The sequence below is a fragment of the Nonomuraea purpurea genome (assembly GCF_042650645.1).
Lineage (GTDB): Bacteria > Actinomycetota > Actinomycetes > Streptosporangiales > Streptosporangiaceae > Nonomuraea > Nonomuraea purpurea.
The window spans coordinates 40,445-62,301 of record NZ_JBHSBI010000005.1; the positions used below are offsets into that span (position 1 = coordinate 40,445).

At 69.9% G+C, this 21,857-nt stretch carries 18 protein-coding genes; 14 read left to right on the forward strand and 4 right to left on the reverse strand.

Going from position 1 to position 21,857, the window contains the following annotated elements:
- The first annotated feature begins 78 nt into the window (after positions 1-78).
- From gatC to gatB, 5 genes are read left to right on the forward strand one after another with little or no spacing between them, the layout of a single operon-like run.
- Positions 79-378: an Asp-tRNA(Asn)/Glu-tRNA(Gln) amidotransferase subunit GatC gene (gene gatC / locus ACFOY2_RS11385; protein ID WP_344991736.1), complete on the forward strand. Its 300-nt coding sequence runs from the start codon at positions 79-81 to the stop codon at positions 376-378.
- On the forward strand, positions 375-1,865 hold the full coding sequence (gene gatA / locus ACFOY2_RS11390) for an Asp-tRNA(Asn)/Glu-tRNA(Gln) amidotransferase subunit GatA (protein WP_379527936.1): 1,491 nt from the start codon (positions 375-377) through the stop codon (positions 1,863-1,865). The genes gatC and gatA overlap by 4 nt, the downstream gene beginning before the upstream one ends.
- Before the next feature lie 21 nt (positions 1,866-1,886).
- The gene (locus ACFOY2_RS11395; RefSeq protein WP_379527937.1) at positions 1,887-2,942 is read left to right on the forward strand and encodes an AAA family ATPase; all 1,056 of its coding nucleotides are present in this window, start codon (positions 1,887-1,889) and stop codon (positions 2,940-2,942) included.
- Positions 2,939-3,514 (forward strand): hypothetical protein, encoded by a 576-nt coding sequence (locus ACFOY2_RS11400; protein ID WP_379527938.1) that lies wholly within the window; start codon positions 2,939-2,941, stop codon positions 3,512-3,514. The genes ACFOY2_RS11395 and ACFOY2_RS11400 overlap by 4 nt, the downstream gene beginning before the upstream one ends.
- Positions 3,515-3,564: 50 nt before the next feature.
- Complete coding sequence (gene gatB, locus ACFOY2_RS11405; protein WP_379527939.1) at positions 3,565-5,070, forward strand: Asp-tRNA(Asn)/Glu-tRNA(Gln) amidotransferase subunit GatB; 1,506 nt, start codon at positions 3,565-3,567, stop codon at positions 5,068-5,070.
- 54 nt (positions 5,071-5,124) lie between these two features.
- Here gatB and ACFOY2_RS11410 read toward each other — a convergent pair whose 3' ends face one another.
- Genes ACFOY2_RS11410 through ACFOY2_RS11420 form a run of 3 tightly spaced genes read right to left on the reverse strand, consistent with a single transcriptional unit; the run spans position 5,125 to position 8,087 of the window.
- Positions 5,125-6,633: a tripartite tricarboxylate transporter permease gene (locus ACFOY2_RS11410; protein WP_379527940.1), complete on the reverse strand. Its 1,509-nt coding sequence runs from the start codon at positions 6,631-6,633 to the stop codon at positions 5,125-5,127.
- Positions 6,634-7,119: a tripartite tricarboxylate transporter TctB family protein gene (locus tag ACFOY2_RS11415; protein ID WP_379527941.1), complete on the reverse strand. Its 486-nt coding sequence runs from the start codon at positions 7,117-7,119 to the stop codon at positions 6,634-6,636.
- Positions 7,119-8,087 (reverse strand): Bug family tripartite tricarboxylate transporter substrate binding protein, encoded by a 969-nt coding sequence (locus ACFOY2_RS11420; RefSeq protein WP_379527942.1) that lies wholly within the window; start codon positions 8,085-8,087, stop codon positions 7,119-7,121. Before ACFOY2_RS11420 ends, ACFOY2_RS11415 begins: the two co-directional genes overlap by 1 nt.
- Before the next feature lie 145 nt (positions 8,088-8,232).
- Here ACFOY2_RS11420 and ACFOY2_RS11425 point away from each other — a divergent pair, with 145 nt between their 5' ends.
- From ACFOY2_RS11425 to ACFOY2_RS11435, 3 genes are all read left to right on the forward strand, one after another.
- On the forward strand, positions 8,233-9,828 hold the full coding sequence (locus ACFOY2_RS11425; protein ID WP_379527943.1) for an ATP-binding protein: 1,596 nt from the start codon (positions 8,233-8,235) through the stop codon (positions 9,826-9,828).
- Positions 9,825-10,481 (forward strand): response regulator, encoded by a 657-nt coding sequence (locus ACFOY2_RS11430; protein WP_379527944.1) that lies wholly within the window; start codon positions 9,825-9,827, stop codon positions 10,479-10,481. The genes ACFOY2_RS11425 and ACFOY2_RS11430 overlap by 4 nt, the downstream gene beginning before the upstream one ends.
- A gap of 323 nt (positions 10,482-10,804) precedes the next feature.
- Positions 10,805-12,562 (forward strand): VanW family protein, encoded by a 1,758-nt coding sequence (locus ACFOY2_RS11435; RefSeq protein ID WP_379527945.1) that lies wholly within the window; start codon positions 10,805-10,807, stop codon positions 12,560-12,562.
- Positions 12,563-12,655: 93 nt separating this feature from the next.
- On the opposite strand, the gene ACFOY2_RS11440 is transcribed toward ACFOY2_RS11435, so the two are convergent.
- On the reverse strand, positions 12,656-13,702 hold the full coding sequence (locus ACFOY2_RS11440) for a PQQ-dependent sugar dehydrogenase (protein ID WP_379527946.1): 1,047 nt from the start codon (positions 13,700-13,702) through the stop codon (positions 12,656-12,658).
- A gap of 128 nt (positions 13,703-13,830) precedes the next feature.
- Here ACFOY2_RS11440 and ACFOY2_RS11445 point away from each other — a divergent pair, with 128 nt between their 5' ends.
- From ACFOY2_RS11445 to ACFOY2_RS11470, 6 genes are all read left to right on the forward strand, one after another.
- The gene (locus ACFOY2_RS11445; protein ID WP_379527947.1) at positions 13,831-14,649 is read left to right on the forward strand and encodes a 2-hydroxyacid dehydrogenase; all 819 of its coding nucleotides are present in this window, start codon (positions 13,831-13,833) and stop codon (positions 14,647-14,649) included.
- 238 nt (positions 14,650-14,887) lie between these two features.
- Positions 14,888-17,623: a putative bifunctional diguanylate cyclase/phosphodiesterase gene (locus ACFOY2_RS11450; protein WP_379527948.1), complete on the forward strand. Its 2,736-nt coding sequence runs from the start codon at positions 14,888-14,890 to the stop codon at positions 17,621-17,623.
- Between the two features lie 204 nt (positions 17,624-17,827).
- Positions 17,828-19,567, forward strand: a complete 1,740-nt coding sequence (locus ACFOY2_RS11455; protein WP_379527949.1) for an acetolactate synthase large subunit — start codon at positions 17,828-17,830, stop codon at positions 19,565-19,567.
- A complete protein-coding gene (ilvN, locus tag ACFOY2_RS11460; RefSeq protein ID WP_379527950.1) occupies positions 19,560-20,084 on the forward strand; it encodes an acetolactate synthase small subunit in 525 nt (174 codons plus the stop codon). The genes ACFOY2_RS11455 and ilvN overlap by 8 nt, the downstream gene beginning before the upstream one ends.
- A gap of 23 nt (positions 20,085-20,107) precedes the next feature.
- Positions 20,108-21,091, forward strand: coding sequence for a ketol-acid reductoisomerase (ilvC, locus tag ACFOY2_RS11465; protein ID WP_379528297.1), 984 nt, complete (start codon positions 20,108-20,110; stop codon positions 21,089-21,091).
- 237 nt (positions 21,092-21,328) lie between these two features.
- A complete protein-coding gene (locus tag ACFOY2_RS11470; RefSeq protein WP_379527951.1) occupies positions 21,329-21,847 on the forward strand; it encodes a PadR family transcriptional regulator in 519 nt (172 codons plus the stop codon).
- Positions 21,848-21,857 lie beyond the last annotated feature (10 nt).

Consider the following 21,857-nt stretch of genomic DNA (forward strand, 5'->3'; position numbering starts at 1 on the left):
TGGTTCGGGCCTGCTCCGTGAGGCCCCCTAGGATGGCAGTGTCCAAAGACTCCATCCACGAAACGGGTTAACCGACTCATGTCCGCCATAACCCGCGACGAGGTCGCCCACCTGGCCCGGTTGTCCAGGCTGGCGCTCACCGACGACGAGCTCGACCACTACGCCACCCAGCTCGATGCCATCATCGAGGCGGTCGCGAAGGTGGCCGAGGTCGCCGCCGAGGACGTGCCGCCATCGTCGCACGCGCTTCCGCTGACCAATGTCTTCCGTGCCGACGAGGTGCGACAGTCCCTGACGCCCGACCAGGCGCTCTCCGGCGCGCCCGCCGTCGAGGACGACCGCTTCCGGGTGCCGCGCATCCTCGGGGAGGAGGCATGAGCTTGATCCGCAAGACCGCCGCCGAGCTGGGCTCGATGATCGCCGGTGGCGAGGTGTCGGCCGTCGAGGTGGCCGAGGCCCATCTCGACCGCATGGCCGAGGTGGAGCCCAAGGTCAAGGCGTTCCTCCACGTCGATCGCGAGACGACGATCGAGCAGGCGCGCGCCGTCGACGCCAGGCTCAGGGCGGGCGAGCGGCTCGGCCCGCTGGCCGGGGTGCCGATCGCGCACAAGGACATCTTCACCACGCGCGACATGCCGACGACGGCCGCCTCCAAGATCCTCGAAGGCTGGCGCCCGCCCTACGACGCGACCGTCACCGCGCGGCTGCGCGAGGCCGGCCTGGTCATCCTGGGCAAGACGAACCTCGACGAGTTCGCCATGGGCTCCTCCACCGAGAACTCCGCCTACGGCGCCACCCACAACCCGTGGGACCTGACCAGGGTGCCCGGCGGGTCCTCCGGCGGTTCGAGCGCCGCCGTGGCCGCCTACGAGGCGCCGCTGTCCACGGGCACCGACACGGGCGGCTCGATCAGGCAGCCGGCCTCGGTGACCGGCATCGTGGGGATGAAGCCGACCTATGGTGGCTCGTCCCGTTATGGGCTGATCGCGTTCGCGAGCTCGCTCGACACGCCAGGGCCCTTCGCCCGCAACGTCCTCGACGCGGCCCTGCTCCACGAGGTCTTCTCCGGGCACGACCCGATGGACTCCACCTCGATCGACGCGCCCGTGCCCGGCGTGGTCGAGGCCGCGAGGAACGCCGACGTCGCCGGCATGCGCATCGGCGTCGTCAAGGAGTTCGCCGGCGAGGGCTACCAGCCCGGCGTGCTGGCCCGCTACAACGAGGCCGTGCAGCTTCTGGAGTCGCTCGGCGCCAAGGTCGTCGAGGTCTCCTGCCCGTCGTTCACGACCGCGCTGCCCGCCTACTACCTCATCGCGCCCTCCGAGTGCTCCTCCAACCTGGCGCGCTTCGACGCGATGCGCTACGGCCTGCGCGCCGGCGACGACGGCACCCGCAGCGCAGAAGAGGTCATGGCGCTGACCAGGGCCGCCGGTTTCGGCCCCGAGGTCAAGCGGCGCATCATGCTCGGCACGTACGCGCTGTCCAGCGGCTACTACGACGCCTACTACGGCCAGGCACAGAAGGTCCGCACGGTCATCTCCCGCGAGTTCGAGGCCGCCTACCAGCAGGTCGACGTCCTGGTCTCGCCGACCACGCCGACCACGGCCTTCGCGATCGGCGAGCGCGCCGACGACCCGATGGCGATGTACCTCGCCGACCTGTGCACCATCCCGTCCAACCTGGCGGGCAACGCGGCCATCTCGGTGCCGGTCGGCCTGGCCGATGAGGACAACCTGCCGGTCGGCCTGCAGATCATGGCGCCGGTCCTGGCCGACGACCGCTGCTACCGCGTCGGCGCGGCCGTGGAGAAGGCGCTGGAGGGCCGCTGGGGCGGCGGCCTGCTCTCCAAGGCGCCGGCTCTGTAGAGGAGAGAGGGGGACGGCGGCATGCTCACGCGAATCGAGATCGACGGGTTCAAGTCCTTCCTGGACTTCGAACTCGACGTGCCGCCGTTCCTCGCCCTGGTCGGGCCGAACTCGAGCGGCAAGTCCAACCTGCTGGACGCGCTGGCGTTCGTACGTTCGGCCCTGTCGGCCGGTGATCCGGAGCTGCGGGACGACGACCCGCTGCTCAACGCGCGGAGAGGCAAGCCACAGGAGCTGTTCCACCAGCCGGTCGGTCAGGGCTCCGTCCCGCGGTTCACGATCGCGCCAGTGGCCGAGGTGGGTCGCGAGGGTGATCGGAGACGGATCGGCGCGAGGATCGAGGCCGCCCGAACCGACGCGAGCTGGTCGGTGGCGACAGACCCGCTGGATGCTCGCTCGAAGCTGTGGCCCGCCGAAGTGAAGCACTGGCATTTCCACGTGCCCGACCCAGCGGCCATGCGAAGGCCGACCTCCGTCCACGACCGTCGGCCTTTGACGGAAACCGCCGGCAATCTGGCCGCCGTGCTGGGCAGGATGAAGGGCACGGGCGAGCTGGACAACCTCATGGTGGACGTGTCCGCGCTGGTGCCCGACGTGACAGGCGTCAGCCCGGTGCTGGACGAGCGGCAGGAGGAGTGGTCGTTCGACATCCTCGTCGATCACGAGCCCCTGCCGGGCAGACTCGCCTCCGACGGCACGCTGCGGGTGCTGGCGCTGCTGGCCGCGCTCTACGACCAGTCGTCGTCGGGCCTGCTCATGGTGGAGGAGATCGAGAACGGCCTTCACCCGAGCAGACTCGGCCGGCTGCTGGAGCGGATCGCACAGCGAGTGGGGGTGTCGGGAAGGTCCTGGCGGCAGGTGATCCTCACTACTCACTCGCCCGTCGCGGTGTCGACGCTCTACCAGGCGGCTCCGGAAGCCCTGGTCTTTCTCGACTCGGCATGGCGCACGGGCGGGGGGAATCCTCGTTCCAGGCTGACCGTGGCCAAGCCGGTGCGTGAAGAGGGAGAACCCGGGACCTTTGTGTCCCCACGTCAGGTCCGCACCTACCTGAGCGCCGTGGGGCAGGTGCCATGAGCCGGCCCCTTGTGCCGGGGCTCGTGACCGAGGGAGACACCGACGTGCTCTTCCTCAGCCGGGTCATCGGACGTCAGCTACGCGCCTTGACCGACTATGCGCCCCGTCCCGTGGACGTGCAGGCGGTCCAGTACAGCGCATGCCGGATGATCAAGGACGACGAACGGATCCGGCAGGCCATCCACGAGTTGGCGGGCGACTGCCACCTGATCTTCCTGCACAGCGATCATCGGGAGCGAGCCAAGGCCGACCGGCACGCGGGCAGGGAGGTGATCCCTCTCATCCCGGTGAAGGAGACCGAGGCCTGGCTGCTGGCGGATGCGCAGGTCTGGGCTCGCGTTCCCGGCGCCGACGTCCGGCGTCTGCCGGCCAAGCCGCGTGAGGTCGAAAGGATCTCCGATCCCAAGGCCGTGCTGCGGACTGTGCTGTCGGGTGTCGGTCACCGGAAGGTCGACGAGCACTTCGCCTTCGCCGGTGACCATGTCGATCTCGCCGTGCTGGCCCAATTACCCGCCTATGCCGAATGGGTGGATACCACCTCGAAGGCGCTGAGAAGCCATGGCTTCCTCTGAGTGCCGAAGCGATAGCGTGAAATACAACGATCTGAACTAAGGACCTCACTATGACTGCCGGTACGCTCATGCCGTACGACGAAGCGCTCGAGCGGTTCGAGCCGGTGCTGGGGCTGGAGACGCACGTCGAGCTGGGCACCAGGTCGAAGATGTTCTGTGGCTGCAAGACAGCCTTCGGGGCGCCGCCCAACACGCAGGTCTGCCCGACCTGCCTGGCCTTCCCCGGGGCTCTGCCGGTGGCCAACGCCGAGGCGATCGAGTCGACGATCCGCATCGGGCTGGCCCTGAACTGCTCGATCGCCGAGTGGTGCCGCTTCGCCCGGAAGAACTATTTCTATCCGGACATGCCGAAGAACTACCAGATCTCGCAGTACGACGAGCCGCTCTGCTTCGACGGCTACATCGACGTCGAGGTCGAAGGCGAGACCGTGCGGATCGAGATCGAGCGGGTGCACCTGGAGGAGGACACCGGCAAGTCCACCCACGTGGGTGGTGCCACCGGGCGCATCCAGGGGGCCGACTACTCGATCGTCGACTACAACAGGGCCGGCATCCCGCTGGTCGAGATCGTCACCAAGCCCATCCCGGGTACCGACCGGATGGCGCCCGAGGTGGCCAGGGCGTACGTGACCGAGCTGCGTGAGATCATGCGCTCGCTCGGCGTCTCCGATGTGCGCATGGAGGAGGGGTCGCTGCGCTGTGACGTCAACGTCTCGCTCATGCCGCGCGGCGCCGGCGAGTGGGGCACCCGCACCGAGACCAAGAACGTCAACTCGCTGCGCAGCGTCGAGCGCTCCGTGCGCAGCGAGATCGAGCGGCAGGCGGCCATCCTCGCCGGGGGCGGGAAGATCTTCCAGGAGACGCGGCACTTCCACGAGGACACCGGCACCACCACGTCCGGCAGGTCCAAGGAGGAGGCGCAGGACTACCGCTACTTCCCCGAGCCCGACCTGGTGCCGATCGCGCCCGACCAGGCGTGGGTGGCCGAGCTGAAGGCGGCCCTGCCCGAGCTGCCCTCGGTCAGGCGCAGGCGGCTGCAGTCCGAGTGGGGGCTGTCCGACCTCGACATGCAGGCCATGCGCAACGCCGACGCGGTCGACCTGGTCGAGGCCACGATCGCGGCGGGCGCGCCGGCGGCCGACGCCCGCAAGTGGTGGATGGGTGAGCTGGCGCGCCGCGCCAACGAGACCGGCGTCGCGCTGGCCGGTCTGCCCATCACCCCTGAGCAGATCGCCAGGGTGACCGAGCTGGTCGCCTCCGGCGCGCTCAACGACAAGCTGGCCCGCGAGGTGCTCGAAGGCGTCATGGCCGGTGAGGGCGGGCCCGACGAGGTGGTCGAGCGGCGCGGGCTGCGGATCGTCAACGACGAGGGCGAGCTGGCGGCGATCATCGACCAGGTGCTGGCCGACAACGCCGACGCGGCCGAGAAGGTGCGCTCCGGGAAGCTCGCGGCGGCCGGTGCGCTGGTCGGCGGGGTGATGAAGGCCAGCAGGGGCAAGGCCGACGCGGCCAGGGCGCGGCAGCTCATCCTTGAGAAGCTCGGGGTGAGCGAGTAGGAGAACCGGCAGGCCCCGCCGACGCGGACACGTCGGCGGGGCCGTTTGAAGAAACTATTCGGCGTGTGAGGTGATTTTCCGTCGTGTCGCGAGTTTTCTGTACAGCGGCATGAGCAGCGCCAGGAACGACAGCGTCAGCAGCACCACGGCGATCGGGCTGCGGACGAGCACGCTCACGTCGCCCGCCCCGATGGCCAGCGCCCTGCGGAGCTGGATCTCCGCCATCGGGCCCAGGATCATGCCGATCACGGCCGGGGCGACCGGCAGGCCGAAGCGCCGCATGGCGAACCCGAGCAGGCCGAGCAGGTACAGCACGACCAGGTCCACCACCGTGCCGTTGAGCGCGTAGACGCCGAGGGCGGCGAACAGCACGATCCCGGAGTACAGGTACGGGCGCGGGATCCGCAACACGCGGGCCCACAGCGGCGCGAGGGGCAGGTTGAGGATCAGCAGCATCGTGTTGCCGATGAACAGCGAGGCGATCATGGCCCAGACCAGCCCAGGGTTGTGGTCGAAGAGCTGCGGGCCGGGCTGCAGGCCGTACTGCTGGAAGGCCGCCAGCAGGATCGCGGCCGTGGCCGACGTGGGCAGGCCCAGCGTGAGCAGCGGGACCAGGGTGCCCGCCGCCGAGGCGTTGTTGGCCGCCTCGGGGCCCGCCACGCCCTCGATGGCGCCCTTGCCGTACTCCTCGCGGGCCACACCGTGCGCCAGGCGCTTCTCGGCCGCGTACGACAGGAACGTGGGGATCTCCGCCCCGCCGCCGGGCAGCGCGCCGAACGGGAAGCCCAGCGCGGTGCCGCGCAGCCAGGGCGCCCACGAGCGGCGCCAGTCGGAGGCCCCCATCCACGCCCGCCCGACGGGCACCACCTCAGGGGTGGCGTGGCGCAGCCGGGAGGCCACGTACAGGGCCTCGCCGAGGGCGAACAGGCCGACAGCGACGATCACCACGTCGATGCCGTCGAGGAGCTGCGGGATGCCCAGCGTGAGCCGGGCCTGGCCGGTCTGCTGGTCGATGCCGACGAGCCCGATCACCAGGCCCAGCCCCAGGGAGGCCAGGCCGCGCACGATCGAGCGGGACAACACCGACGACACGGCCGTGAACGCCAGGATCGCCAGCGCGAAGTAGTCCTCGGGACCGAAGGAGATCGCGATGTTGACGACGGCCGGCGCGGCCACCACGAGCAGCGCCGTGGCCAGCGTCCCGGCCACGAACGAGCCGATGGCCGCCGTGGCCAGCGCCTGGGCCGCCCGCCCTCGCTTGGCCATCTTGTTGCCCTCCAGCGCCGTGATCATCGAGGACGACTCACCGGGCGTGTTGAGCAGGATGGAGGTGGTCGAGCCGCCGTACATGCCGCCGTAGTAGATGCCGGCGAACATGATGAACGCGCTGGCCGGCGGCACCGTGAACGTGATCGGCAGCAGCAGCGCCACCGTCATCGCGGGCCCGATGCCGGGCAGCACGCCGACCAGGGTGCCGAGGGTGACGCCGATGAGCGCGTACATGAGGTTGACCGGGGTGAGCGCGGCGGCGAAGCCGTCGAGCAGGAGCTGCAGCGAGTCCACTCAGATCACCCCCTCCAGGGGCCCGCCGGGCAGCGTCACGCCCAGGCCCTTGACGAACAGCAGGTACGTCGCCACGCCCATGACCACGGCGATCCCGGCGGCCCGGGGCTTGTGCTCGGCTCCGAGCACCACCGACAGGCCGAAGAACAGCAGGCTCGCGGCGATGACCCAGCCGACGGCGTTCAGGATCGCGGTGAAGGCCAGGAAGACGCCGCTGACCAGTCCGACGCTGCGCCAGTCCGCGGGCGCCTCCGCGTCCACGTCCTCGCTCTCCTCGGGCTCGCCGCGGCCGCCGCGCAGCACGTCGATCACGTAGAACAGGCCGATGACCACCATGGACCCGCCCACCAGCATGGGGAAGAAACGCGGCCCGAGGCCGAGCTGGGAGGCCGCGGCCGAGACGTCCAGCGTCCCGACCACGACGAACACTCCCAGCGCCAGCACCACGACCGCCAGCCCGAGTTCGGGCCGCCACCAACGGGACATCAGGACACGAGCCCCATCTCGGCGATGATGGCCTTGACCCGGGTCTGCTCGGCGCTCAGGTAGTCGCTGAACTGCTGCCCGGTCTGGAAGGAGTCGATCCAGCCGTTCTTGGCCACCGCGTCCTTCCAGGGCTGCGAGGCGTGCATCTTGGTCACCAGGTCGGTCAGCGCCTTCTTGTCGGCGTCGGACAGGCCGCCGGGGGCGACGAAGCCGCGCCAGTTGGCCAGCTCGACGTTCAGGCCGCCCTCCTTGAGCGTGGGCGCGTCCAGGCCGGGGATCCGCTCGGCGGACGTCACGCCCAGGGCGCGCAGCTTGCCCGACTTCACGTGCTCCGCGAACTCGGCCACGCCCGAGACGCCCGCGCTGACCTTGTTGCCGAGCAGCTCGTTCAGCGCCTCGCCGCCGCCCGAGTGGGCGATGTAGTTGACCTGCTTGGGGTCCACGCCCGCGGCCTTGGCCATCAGCCCGGCCACGATGTGGTCGGTGCCGCCGGCGGACCCGCCCGAGATCGACACCTTCGTCGGGTCGGTCTTCCAGGCGGCCACCAGGTCGGCCAGCGTCTTGAACGGGGACGAGGCCGGGACGACGACGATCTCGTACTCCTCGGTCAGCTTGGCGATGGGCGTGGTCTCCGTCAGCGTGACCTTCGACTTGTTCTGCTCGATGGCGCCCACCATGACCAGGCCCATGGTCATCAGCAGGTTGCCGTTGCCCTTCTCGCCCGCGAGCTGGGCCAGGCCGATCGTGCCTCCGGCGCCGGGCACGTTGAACACCTCGACCTTGCGCTGCGGGTCGGCGGTCTTGAGCGCCAGCTCCGCCGTGCGGGAGGTCTGGTCCCAGCCGCCGCCCGGCGCGGCCGGGGCCATGATCCGCAATGAGGCGTTGGCGGAGGTGCCCGACTGGCCGCCGCAGCCTGTCAGCGCGCCGAGAGAAAGTGTCGCCAAGGCGGCGAATACGCGCAAGCGCATGATCACTCCAGGGGGTGTTTTCACGGTTATGAAACTGGGATCGTGAAGTGTGTTCGCGCTCCCGTCGAGGCTTTGCGCGCTTGCCGTCATAGTGGTCGTATTGGTCGCGACCTGGACGTGACCTGCGTTTGTTTCCATGTGCCCTGTGAGAAGGGTGCGCGACGCGTCCCTCGGGACCCAGTTGTTCGTGCTCCAGATGGTGATCGTGTTGCTCGCCATCGGGGGCACCGGTGGAGTGTGGGCCGAGCACACGCGCGACCAGCTCGACTCGCTGCACCAGCAGCGGGCGCTGGCGATCGCGCAGTCGGTGGCCGGGCTCCCGCAGGTGCGCGAGGCGTTCAAGCTGAACAACCCGGAAACCGTGCTGCAGCCGCTGGCCATGAGCGTGCAGCAGGAGACCGGCGCCGACTACGTGGTGATCGCCAACGACCGGCAGATCCGCTACGCCCACCCCAACACCGCGCTGATCGGCAAGCGGCTCTCGACCGACGGCACGGTGGTGCTCACCACGGGCAGGGGCTGGGTCGGCACCGAGACGGGCACGATCGGCACCACGGTCAGGGGCAAGACGCCCATCCGCGACGAGTACGGCCAGGTGATCGGCCTGGTCTCGGTCGGCGTGCTGGAGACCACGGTCATCAGCCAGGTCGCCCAGGCGCTGCCGCCGCTGCTCTGGACGGCCCTGGCGGTGCTGCTGGCCGGGCTCGCGCTGGCCGCGGTGATCACCGCGCGGGTGCGCAGGCAGACGTTCGGTCTGGAGCCGCGCGAGATCGCCGCCCTGCTGGAGCAGCGCGAGGGCGTGCTGCACGGCGTCAAGGAGGGTGTGCTGGCGCTCGACCTGGAGGGCCGCGTCACGCTCGTCAACGACGCCGCCCGCGAGCTGCTCGGCGAGGTGGGGGAGGACCTCACCCAGATGCCCGTCTCCGAGCGCATGCGCGACGTGCTCGGCGGCGCCGACCCGGGCGAGGACCGCGTCGTGCTGCACGGCGAGCGCGTGCTGGTGCTCAACCGCACCCCGGTCTCCGTACGCGGCCAGCACCGAGGCTGGGTCGTCACCCTGCGCGACCGCACCGAGCTGGTACGCCTGGCGCGCGAGCTCGACGACACCAGCAGCGCGACAGAGGCGCTGCGGGCCCAGGCCCACGAGTTCGCCAACCGCATGCACACCGTCGTCGGGCTGCTGGAGCTGGGCGAGCACGAGGCGGCCATCACCTTCATCACCCGCACCACTCGCGGCACCTACGCCACCGACCTGCGCGAACGCGTCCAGGATCCCACCCTGGCGGCCCTGCTGCTGGCCAAGTCGGCCGAGGCGGCCGAGCGCGGCGCCAATCTGGTGTTGTCGGAGGACTCCGCCGTGCCCGAGGGCCTGCTCGGCGACCCGCAGGACGCTGTCCTCGTCGTCGGGAACCTGGTCGCCAACGCCATCGACGCTCTCGACGGCGCTGAGGGCACAATCGAGGTATCGGTGCAGGCCGACGCACACGGGTTGCGGGTGAGGGTCGGCGACTCCGGCCCCGGCATCGCCCCCGACCTGGTGGAGGAGGTCTTCAGGGAGGGGTTCACGACCAAGGCCGCGCACTCGGGCCCGCGCGGGCTCGGCCTGGCGCTGACGCGGCAGGCGTGCCTGCGGCGAGGGGGATGGGTGCGCGTGCGCAACGCGGGCGGCGCGGTCTTCACCGCCCTGCTGCCCGCGAAGGCGGCGGCCCCCGTGAACGACGGGGCGATGGTGAGGCCATGATCCGGGTGCTGGTCGTGGACGACGACTTCATGGTCGCGCGCATCCACAGCGGCTACGTCTCCCGCGTGCCCGGCTTCAGTGTGGTCTCCATGGCGCACACCGGCGCCGACGCGCTCGCCGCCGTGGCCGAGCTCCGGCCCGATCTGGTGCTGCTCGACATCTACCTGCCCGACATGTCGGGGATTGAGGTGCTCAAGGCGCTCACGGGCGTGGACGTCCTCATGATCAGCGCGGCCCGCGACGTGGCCACCGTCAGGGAGGCCATGCGCGGCGGCGCGGTCAACTATCTCATCAAGCCGTTCACCGCCGCCGCCCTGACCGAACGGCTCCAGCAGTACGCCGACACCCGCAAGCGCCTGACCGCCATCGGCCCCGAGGCGCGACAGGACGACCTCGACCGGCTTTTCGGCACGCCCAAGACGGGTGCGCCCATGCCGAAAGGGTTGTCGGCGGCCACGTGCGCGCTGGTGGCCGATACCCTGCGGGAGGCGGGCCGCGACCTGTCGGCCGCCGAGGCTGCCGAGCTCACGGGCCTGTCGCGGGTGAGCGCCCGCCGCTATCTGGAACACCTGTGCGCGGTGGGTCAAGCCGGGCTGCGACCGCGTTACGGAACGGCCGGTCGTCCGGAACATCGCTACCGGTGGCTAGGTTGACACACTTCCGTAGCCATTTCCCGTGACATACGCGGATCTCCGTGCCTTACTGTTGCCTGAGACTTGGCTGCGGAGCGGGAGGAGATTGAGGCGTGCGAAACGCCGGACCGATGCCTACCGACCCGTTCGCTTCGGTGCCCATGCCCTCGTCGGGCGTCTCCAAGAAACCGCGGATCGAAGGTCTCCCCCCGGGCGTCTCCCGGGACATCTTCGGCCCGCAGGACAGGCAGGAGTCCCCACGGCCGGCTCAAGCTCCGAGCGCTGCGGGCGGTCCTTCTGGCGGTGCGCTGCCTCCTGCGGCGCCGCCCGCGCAGCCGTGGCCGATGAAGGGTGAGGATCCGCCGGCCCCCGTGTTCGGCGTGTCCGGTTCTCCTGGACGGACGCCGGAATACGAACCCGAGCCGCCCAGGCGGCGCAGGCTCTTCACCGGGTTACTCGCGTTCATCGTGATCCTGCTGGCGCTGGCCTACGTCGTGCCCGCCGTGCTCATGTCCGGTTCCGTGCTGCGCGGCACCCACGTGGCCGGCGTCGACATCGGCGGGCTGACCGTGACGCAGGCCGCCGACAAGCTCCGCGCCGAGCTGGGCGCCAAGCTCAGCAAGCCCGTCGTGGCCGACATCGGCGGCAAGAAGGACACCATCCAGCCCGACGAGGCCGGGCTGGAGCTCGACGTGGTCGGCACGATCGGTCAGGCGCCCAGCGGGTTCCCCGGCCCGGTGGAGGTCTGGCAGGGGCTGACCGGCAGGACCGAGCTGGAGCCCAAGGTCAGCATCGACTCCTCCCAGCTCACCAGGACCGTCGAGGGCCTGGCCGAGGGCGCCGACAAACGCTCGCACGAGGGCAGGGTGTTCTTCTCCGAGCTGGAGCCCAAGGTCCGCCAGCCGCAGGACGGCGTCCTGCTCGATCGGCCCGACGCCGTCAAGCGCATCAGCGACGCCTTCCTGCGCGGCGGCGGCGACGTGTCGCTCACCCTGCGCCCGGCCAAGCCCGTCACCACCGAGGAGAGCGTCCAGGCCGCGCTGACCAAGGCGCGTCAGGCCGTCTCCGGGCCCATCACGCTGAGCCTGGGCGCCAAGCAGGCGCAGATCACCCCGGCCATGATCGCCGCGAACCTGACCTTCAACGCCGACGCCGACGGTGTGCTCGTGCCCAAGTTCGACGCCAAGGCCGTGCTGGCCTCCGTGGAGAGCGGGCTCGTGGACGCCGCCCAGCAGCCGCGTGACGCCACCTACGAGATCGTGGACGGCAAGCCGGTGCTGGTGGCCGCCCGTACGGGCCGAGGGGTGAACGACAAGCTGCTGGCCCGGCACGCCGAGAAGATGTTCGACCAGGGTGGCGACCGGGTCATCCCGGTGAGCCTGGGCGCGGTCGCCCCCGAGGTCGAGACCGAGAAGATCCGCGGGCTCGGCATCAAGGAGAGCGTGGGCTCCTTCAACACGACGTTCGAGTGCTGCACGCCGGGGGCGAAGAACATCCAGCGCATGGCGCAGGAGCTCGACGGCCACATCGTGCAGCCCGGCGAGACGTTCTCGCTCAACGACGTGATCGGCGAGCGGACCGTCGAGGACGGGTACGTCGAGGCCGGACAGGTCATCGGCGGGCGCACGGTGAACATCGTCGGCGGCGGGGTCTCCCAGTTCGCCACGACCATGTACAACGCGGCGTTCTTCAGCGGGTTCGAGGACGTCGAGCACCAGGCCCTCGACTCCTTCACCCAGCGTTTCCCCGCCGGGCGCGACGCCGCGCTCGTCTACCCGGACACCGACCTGAAGTGGCGCAACGACTCCGAGTCCGGCGTGCTGATCAAGGCGGCCACCACCGCCACGACCGTGACGGTGACCTTGTGGAGCACCAAGCGGTTCGACGAGGTCGAGGCCGTGGCGTCGGAGCGCAGGGACTTCAAGCCGTTCCGGCGTGAGACCAGCTCGGCGGCCGACTGCGTGCCCTCCACCGGGGAGCAGGGGTTCACGATCGATGTGACCCGGGTCTTCCACGACGACGGCAAGGTGGTCAAGCGGGAGGAGAAGCAGACCACCAAGTACCGCCCCCAGACCCAGATGACCTGCACCGCCACCGGCTGACCTCTCCCGACCCACGGCCCGTTCGCGGTCAGCCCCGCCGCACTTCGGCGGGGTGAGGCCGGGGGCGGCCGAGCTGCTACGGGCCGGCAGGTGCTAGGGGGTGGTGACCGACAGGATGCGGTCGTCGCCCGGCCGGGGCGAGCCGCGTCCGTCCTTGTTGCTGGTCCCGACCCACAACCCGCCGCCCGGGGCGGCGGTCACGGCGCGCAGGCGCCCGTACCGGTCGGTGAAGTGGGCGACCGGCCGACCGGCCGCGCCCTCGCCGGAGAGCGGGATCTGCCACAGCCGGGCGCCGCGCAGCGCGCCGACCCACAGCGAGCCGTCCCAGTACGCCATGCCCGACGGCGAAGCTTCAGAGGTCGGCCAGGTGAGGATCGGGTTGACGTAGCGCGGGTCGTTGCCGCGCCCCTCGACCTCGGGCCAGCCGTAGTTGGCGCCGGGCTTGATGAGGTTGACCTCGTCGTAGGTGTTCGCGCCGAACTCCGAGGCGTACAGCCGCCCTGAGCGGTCCCAGGCCAGCCCCTGGACGTTGCGGTGGCCGTAGCTGTAGACGAGGCTGCCGAACGGGTTGCCGGGGGCCGGGGCGCCGTCCACGGTCATGCGCAGGATCTTGCCGGCGAGCGAGTCGCGCTTCTGGGCGAGGCCGGGGTCGCCGGTCTCGCCCGTGGTCGCGTACAGGTAGCCGTCGGGGCCGAAGGCGAGCCTGCCGCCGTCGTGGATGCCGCCCTTCGGGATGCCCTGGACGATCACCTTCGGGTCGGCGATGCCGCCGTCGGTGAGCCGGTAGCGGACGATGCGGTTGTCCTGTTCCGCGGTGTAGTAAAGGAAAATTTGCGAGCCCTTGACCGCGACGCCCATCAGGCCGCCCTCGCCCTCCGGCCGTACCCCGTCGATCTTGGCCACCTCGTTCACCCGGCCCGACGGGCTGACGCGCAGCAACCTGGCCGTGTCCCGCTCCGTCACCAGCGCGTCGCCGCCGGGCAGGAACGCGATCGCCCACGGCACGGCCAGCCCCGTCGCCACGTCCTTCGGCGCGCCGGGGGCGCCGCCGGCCTGCACGGCGGCCGTCGGAGCCACCTCTCCCGTGCTGGAACAGGCGGACAAGGCGGCCACCAGCATGATCATCCAGAGCTTCCTCATGTGGTTCATACTTCCCGGGGAGCCGTAAGGTTCTGCGCATGAAGACCTGGGTTCCGTCAGATTCGGTGGCCGATGTTCTGTCCGATCTACCTGGGGTTGAATGTGCCGTTTATGATGGCCTGTCCCCGATGCCGGAGGGGATCGAGGAGGTGGAGGTCTGGATCCCGCCGCTGCTCACCCAGCTCGACGTGGAGGGGATCCTCGGCGCGATGACCTCGGTGCGGTTGGTGCAGACCGTCACCGCCGGTGTCGAGCAGTACCGTCCGTACCTGCCCAAGGGCGCGGTGCTGTGCAACGCGCGCGGCGTGCACGACGCGGGCACCGCGGAATGGGCGGTCGGGGCCATGATCGCGGTCCTCAGGGAGTTTCCCGGGTTCGTCGACGCGCAGCGCGCGGGCGAGTGGACCTACCACCACACCGGCGTGCTGGCCGACTCCACCGTGCTCATCGTCGGCTACGGCTCCATCGGGGCCGCGCTCGACAGGCGGCTTGAACCGTTCGAGGTCGAGGTCGTCCGCGTGGCCAGGAGCGCCCGCGAGGGCGTGCACGGCATGGACGAGTTGCCCGCGCTGCTGCCGGAGGCGGACGTCGTCGTGCTGCTGGTGCCCGCCACCGCCGCCACGGCCGGGATGGTCGACGCGGCGTTCCTGGCCCGGATGAAAGACGGGGCCGTCCTGGTCAACGCCGCCAGGGGCGGGGTCGTCGACACCGACGCACTGGTCGCCGAGCTCAAAACCGGTAGGCTACGCGCCGCGCTGGATGTGACCGCGCCCGAGCCGCTGCCCGAGGGCCACCCCCTCTGGAGCGCGCCAGGCGTGCTGATCACGCCGCACGTCGCCGGCAGCACCCCCGCCTCGGGCCGGCGCACCCTCAGGCTCATCCGCGCCCAGATCGGGCGTTACGTCGCCGGGGAACCCCTGATCAACGTCATAACCGACTCGTACTGAGAGGATCCCGGAACGTGGCTGGGCCGTGACCTTCGGTGCGTACGGTGGCCTTTGCAGGGAGTTCCTGACTCACTGTCAAGGAACTCTTGGCGGCAATTGGTCTGTGTGGTTATCAGATCGGTGACGACATCGGCATTGTCACCACCCGCGCACCCACGACCGCACACACTGGCGAAGTGGCCTGCCGGACTTCGGCAAGCGACTTGGTACAGAGTTCGAGACGGGATGGGCAACGACTGTGATCCGCTGGCGTGATCCACGGGTGCTGCCGGCCGCTGCGGCGGTGGCAGGCGCGGTTGCGTTCGCCGTCGCGCTCCTCACGGACGGTCAGGCCTTGCTCACCGGCGCGGTCGCCGGAGTGCTGGCGGCGTCCGCTGCCGCCGCCTCCCTGCTGGTCGCCTCGGCGCGCGCCACCAGGCAGCCGGCCAAGGAGCCGCGGGCGGAGTCGGCCGACGCGCAGCGGGCGGAGCCGACTGACGCGCAGCGGGCGGAGTCAGCTGACGCGCAGCGGGCGGAGTCGGCCAACGCGCAGCGGGCAGAAGGTCCGATGGCGCTGGGTGCGCGCTGGATGGCCGCGGGCGCGGTCGCCTGGGCCGCCGGGGTGGCGCTGCGCCCGTTCGCCGAGAGCTTCGTGGTCAGCTTCACCGACCTGTTCATCCTGCTGGGCACCGTCGTCACGGCCGGTGGCGCGTTGATCGTCGCCGACCGCAGATTCCCGGCCAGGGTCGTTTTACGGCACATCTCCGACGCCTACCTGTGTGCCGCCTCGCTCTTCCTGATCGGCTGGGTGGTGACGCTGCGCCACGTCTACGCCGACGCGGCCGACCCCGCCGGGTTCACGCTCGTCATGCTGCCGCCGATGATCACGCTGCTGGTGACCTGCGCCGTGATCCCGTCCGTGCTCACCAGCAGGTCCTCGTCCTGGCTGCTGGCTCTGGGGGGCGTCGGCCTGCTGGCCACCACGACCGTGGCGGGCCTGGCGGTCGCGGTGGCCCGCCTTGAGGGCACCGACCCGCAGACCTGGAGCCTCATGCTGGCGCCGATGGCCTTCCTGCTGCTGGCGGCCGTGCCCTGGGGGCCGCGCGTCAGCCAGCGGGGCGGGTCGGCGATCGGCAACGCGGTCGCGCTGGCGCCGATGGCCCTGGTCGCCGTGGCGGCCTTCACCATGCTCGCCCACCTGGTCGGCGGGCGGCCCGAGCAGCCCGTGACCGGCGTCGTGGTGGTGGCGGTCTCGGTGGTCCTGCTCCTGCTGCTGCGCATGTTCGTGGTGTCGGCGACCAACATGCGCCTGCGCGGCCTGGTCAAGCTCGGCGAGCGGCAGCTCAGGGAGATGGCCGACAGCGCCGGCGACGTGGTGTTCACCTGCGACTACGACGGCGTCGTCCGCGAGATGGGCGCCGGGGTCGAGGCCACCTACGGCTACCGCCCCGACGAGCTGGTCGGCGGGTCGATCTTCGACTACATCCACCCGGAGGACGTGCCCGGCATCCAGCTCGCGCTGCGCGCCATGCACCTCGACGAGGACGCCACCGCGCCGGGCACCTGCCTGATCGCCTGCCGGGTGCGCGCCTCCGACGGCACCTGGCGTCCCGCCGAGTCGGTCGCCACCCGCCACGTCCGCGGCGACGAGCTCATCCTCGTGACGACCAGGGACATCAGCGACGAGGAGGCGCTGCGCAACCAGGTCGCCCACCTGACCTTCCACGACGGCGTCACCGGGCTGCCCAACCGCGCCTACTTCGAGGAACGCACCCGCGAGGTGCTGCCTGGACGCACGTCCGGCAACGTCGCGGTGATCTTCCTCGACCTCGACGGGTTCACCTCGGTCAACGACTCGGTCGGGCACGCCAGCGGCGACTACCTGCTCGGGCAGGCCGCGCGGCGGCTGCGCGGAGCCGTACGCGCCGACGACACGCTGGCCCGCTGGGGCGGCGACGAGTTCGCCGTCCTGGTCGAGACGGGCGGCGACGCGCAACTCGCGGTCGACCTGGCCGAGCGGCTCGTCCGCGCGGTCTCGCAGGAGCCGTTCCGCGTCGCCGACCGCGACGTGGCGCTGACCGCGAGCGTGGGCGTGGCCTTCACCGAGGATGACCTTCCCGCCGCCGACCTCATCAGAAACGCGGATGTGGCAATGGCGCGCTCCAAAGAGCTCGGCGGGCGGCGGGTGGAGGTGTTCGCCGCGCAGATGCACGCCGACGTCGTACGCCGCCTGGAGCTGGCCGCCGACCTGCAGCGGGCGCTCATCGAGCAGCAGTTCGCCATCGAGTACCAGCCCGTGGTCGACCTGGCCACCTCGCGCGTCACCGCGGTCGAGGCGCTGGTGCGGTGGTGGCGCGGGTCGGTGTTCGTGCCGCCTGAGAGCTTCCTCGGCCCGGCCGAGGACACCGGGCTGATCGTGCCGCTGGGCGAGTGGATCCTGCGCGAGGCGTGCCGCGAGGTGGCCGCCTGGCGCGCGTCCTCGTGGGACATCGGCCTGTCGCTGAACCTGTCGGCGCGCCAGATCACCGCGCCCAGGTTCGTGGAGACGGTCGAGGAGGCGCTGGCCGAGAGCGGGCTGCCCGCCTCCGCGCTCACCCTTGAGGTGATCGAGGAGATGCTGGTCGAGGACGCCGAGGAGACGATCAAGCGCCTGTCGGAGCTGCGCGCGCTCGGCGTGCGGCTGGCGATCGACGACTTCGGCACGGGCTACGCCTCGCTGGCCTTCCTCAGGCAGCTTCCCGTCGACATGATCAAGATCGATCCCTCCTTCGTGTCGGGTCTCGGCAGAGACGACACGCTGACGCTGCTCACCAGCACGATCGTGCGGCTCGGGCACGACCTCGGGCTCATCGTGGTGGCCGAGGGCATCGAGCGCCCGGAACAGCTCGACCTGCTCAAGCGCATGGGGTGCACGAGAGGTCAGGGATTCCTGGTGGCCCGCCCGATGGCGGCGCGCGGAGTCGATTCGCTGATGCGTACGAGTCTCACCGTTTGAGACAAGTGTCCACCAAGTTGACACTGAGGCGTTCGGAGCGGCTATCGTGTAAGCCATGCTTCGCAGTGAGATTCTCGTAGTACTTCGCCGGCGCGCAGGCCGATAGCGAAGCACGACGACCTGCGCGCCGCCCCAGACCCGCCGCCCGGTGGGACGGGGCCTTTTTTATGTCCTTAAGCGAGTAGCCACGCAAGGAACGAGCCGATGACCGAACGGATGACAGGTGCACAGGCCCTGGTGAGGGCGCTGGAGCACATGGAAGTCGACACCGTGTTCGGGATCCCAGGCGGCGCCATCCTGCCCGCCTACGATCCTCTCTACGACTCGACCAAGGTCCGGCACGTGCTCGTACGCCACGAGCAGGGTGCGGGGCACGCGGCCGAAGGCTATGCGCAGGCCACGGGCAAGGTCGGCGTCTGCATGGCGACCAGCGGCCCCGGCGCCACCAACCTGGTGACGCCGATCGCCGACGCCTTCATGGACTCGGTGCCGATCGTGGCGATCACCGGCCAGGTCGCCGCGCCGATGATCGGGACCGACGCGTTCCAGGAAGCCGACATCTCCGGCATCACCATGCCGATCACGAAGCACAACTTCCTGGTCACCGACCCCGCCGACATCGCCCGTACGATCATGGAGGCGTTCCACATCGCCTCCACGGGCCGGCCCGGCCCCGTGCTCGTGGACATCTCCAAGGACGCCCTGCAGTCGCAGACCACCTTCAGCTGGCCGCCGACCATGCAGCTCCCGGGCTACCGCCCGGTCACCAGGCCCCACTCCAAGCAGATCCGCGAGGCCGCCAAGCTGATCGCCGAGTCCAGGAAGCCGGTCCTGTACGTCGGCGGCGGCGTCCACAAGGCGGGCGCCTCGGCCGAACTGCTGCAGCTCGCAGAACTGACGCACATCCCCGTCATCACCACCCTGATGGCCAGGGGCACCTTCCCCGACGGCCACCCCCAGCACATGGGCATGCCGGGCATGCACGGCAGCGTGGCGGCCGTGGGCGCGCTGCAGAAGTCCGACCTGATCATCGGCCTGGGGGTGCGGTTCGACGACCGGGTGACCGGGAATCTGTCCTCGTTCGCGCCCCACGCCAAGGTCGTGCACGCCGACATCGACCCCGCGGAGATCTCCAAGAACCGCCACGCCGACGTGCCGATCGTGGGCGACTGCAAGGAGGTCGTCACCGACCTCATCGCCGCCATCGAGGCGTCGGGGCAGAAGGGCGACTACGAGGAGTGGTGGACGCTGCTCAACGGCTACAAGCAGACGTACCCGCTCGGTTACGAGGAGTTCGAGGACGGCTCGCTGGCCCCGCAGTACGTCATGGAGCGGCTGAGCGCGATCGCCGGCCCCGACACCTACTACGTGGCCGGCGTCGGCCAACACCAGATGTGGGCCTCGCAGTTCGTCCACTACGAAAAGCCCGGCACCTTCATCAACTCCGGCGGCCTGGGCACGATGGGCTTCGCCGTCCCGGCCGCGATGGGCGCCAAGATGGGCCGTCCCGACACCACCGTGTGGGCCATCGACGGCGACGGCTGCTTCCAGATGACCAACCAGGAACTGGCCACCTGCGCGCTGGAGGGCGTGCCGATCAAGATCGCCGTCATCAACAACGGCAACCTCGGCATGGTCCGCCAGTGGCAGACGCTCTTCTACGATCAGCGTTACTCCAACACCGATCTGCAGACCACGCGCCGCATCCCCGACTTCGTCAAGCTGGCCGAGGCCTACGGTTGTGTGGGCCTGCGATGCGAGCGTCCCGAGGACGTGGACGAAGTGATCAAGAAGGCCATGGAGATCAACGACGTGCCCGTCGTGGTCGACTTCGTCGTCCACCAGGACGCCATGGTCTGGCCCATGGTGGCGGCAGGCACCAGCAACGACGACATCAAGATCGCCCGTGACATGGCGCCGAAGTGGGAGCACGACGATGAGTAGACACACCCTGTCCGTGCTTGTCGAGAACAAGCCGGGTGTGCTGGCGCGCGTGTCCGCGTTGTTCAGCAGACGGGGCTTCAACATAGACTCGCTGGCAGTCGGGCCGACCGAGCACGACGACATCTCTCGCATGACCATCGTGGTCAGCGTCGAGGAACTGCCCCTTGAACAAGTCACCAAGCAGCTCAACAAGCTCGTGAACGTCCTGAAGATCGTCGAACTCGACACCTCGCAGTCCGTGCAGCGCGAGCTCATGCTGATCAAGGTGAAGGCCGACGCCGACAGCCGTTCCCACGTGCTGGAGCTCGTCCAGCTCTTCCGCGCCCGCTGCGTCGACGTGGCGGCCGACGCCGTGACCATCGAGGTCACCGGCACCCGCGACAAGCTTGACGCGTTCATCAAGGTCCTCGAACCGTTCGGGATCAAAGAACTCGTCCAATCGGGCATGGTGGCCATCGGCCGCGGCGCCCGTTCCATCACCGACCGGTCCCTCAGGGCACTGGACCGTACCGCCTGAAAGGTTTATCGCAAGTGACCGAGATCTTCTACGACGACCAGGCTGACCTGTCGATCATTCAGGGACGCCACGTGGCCGTGCTGGGGTACGGCAGCCAGGGCCACGCCCATGCGCTTTCCCTGCGTGACTCCGGCGTGGACGTGCGCATCGGCCTGCCCGAGGGCTCCAAGAGCCGCGAGAAGGCGGAGAACGACGGGCTGCGGGTCGTCACTCCGGCCGAGGCGGTCGAGGAGGCCAACCTCACCATGATCCTCGCGCCGGACCACGTCCAGCGCGACCTGTACGCCCAGCACGTCGCCCCCAACCTCGTCGAGGGCGACGCGCTGTTCTTCGGTCACGGCCTGAACATCCGCTACGGCCTCATCGAGGCCCCCGAGGGCGTCGACGTGTGCATGGTCGCCCCCAAGGGCCCCGGCCACCTCGTGCGCCGCCAGTTCGAGGCCGGGCGCGGCGTGCCGTGTCTGGTCGCCGTCGAGAAGGACGCCTCCGGCAAGGCTCTCGACCTGGCGCTCTCGTACGCCAAGGGCATCGGCGGCACCCGCGCCGGCGTCCTGAAGACGACCTTCACCGAGGAGACGGAGACCGACCTGTTCGGTGAGCAGGTCGTGCTGTGCGGCGGCCTGTCCGAGCTGATCAAGGCCGGGTTCGACACCCTCATCGAGGCCGGCTACCAGCCCGAGGTCGCCTACTTCGAGTGCCTCCACGAGGTGAAGCTGATCGTCGACCTCATGTACGAGGGCGGCCTGTCCAAGATGTACTGGTCCGTCTCCGACACCGCGGAGTACGGCGGCTACACCCGCGGCCCGCGCGTCATCGGCGACGAGACCCGGCAGGAGATGCGCCGGATCCTGGGCGAGATCCAGGACGGGAGCTTCACCCGCGAGCTCGTCCAGGAGTTCGACAGCGGACAGAAGGAGTTCTCGAAGCACCGCGAGGAGCTGGCCGAGAACCCGATCGAGAAGACGGGCGCCAAGCTGCGTCCGATGATGAGCTGGCTGAAGGCCTAGTTCTTTTCCTGCGACGGGCGGGGCACGCGGGCACTCTCCCGCGTGCGCCCGCCCGTCGTCTTCAATCGCATGCGGCAGGTGGCCGATGAGTTGCGTCTTCTGCCGGATCGTGGCCGGGGACGAGCCTTCGCACTTCCACATCCACATCGGTGACCACTCTCCCCATCGCTGTTCGTTGGGTGAAAACGCGATATAGCTTGTTTACTTCGTTATATCGTTCGATATAGCATCCGACCTATGATGAACGCCCGTCGCACACCGGGCCTCGGCCCCACCGGACGCTTCTTCGGGCCGGGAGAGCTCCGCCTGGCGATCCTCGCGCTGGTCGCCGAGCAGCCCGGCCATGGCTACCAGGTCATGGGCCGCCTCGCCGACCGCTTCAACGGCACCTACGAGCCCAGCGCCGGCTCCATCTACCCGACCCTGCAGCTGCTCGAAGACGAGGGCCTCGTACGGGTCGAGCAGGCCGACGGCCGCAAGGTCTACCAGGTCACCGACGAGGGCAGGCGCGCGGTCGAGGAGCAGATCGATGAGATCGAGCGCCTGTGGGGGCGGGCGGCCAGCAGGGGCGAATGGGGGATGTTCCGCGAGCCCGAGGCCGCGGAGATCGTCGGCCCCGCGCTCCGCCTGGTCAAGGCCGCCGTGAAGACGCTCGCCCACGCCCACGGCGACCCGCGGGTGGTCGAGCGGATCCAGGAGATCTTCGTCGCCGCCCGCCGCGAGATCGAGGAGCTCGACCCGAGGCGGCACCGATGAGGGGGCGATT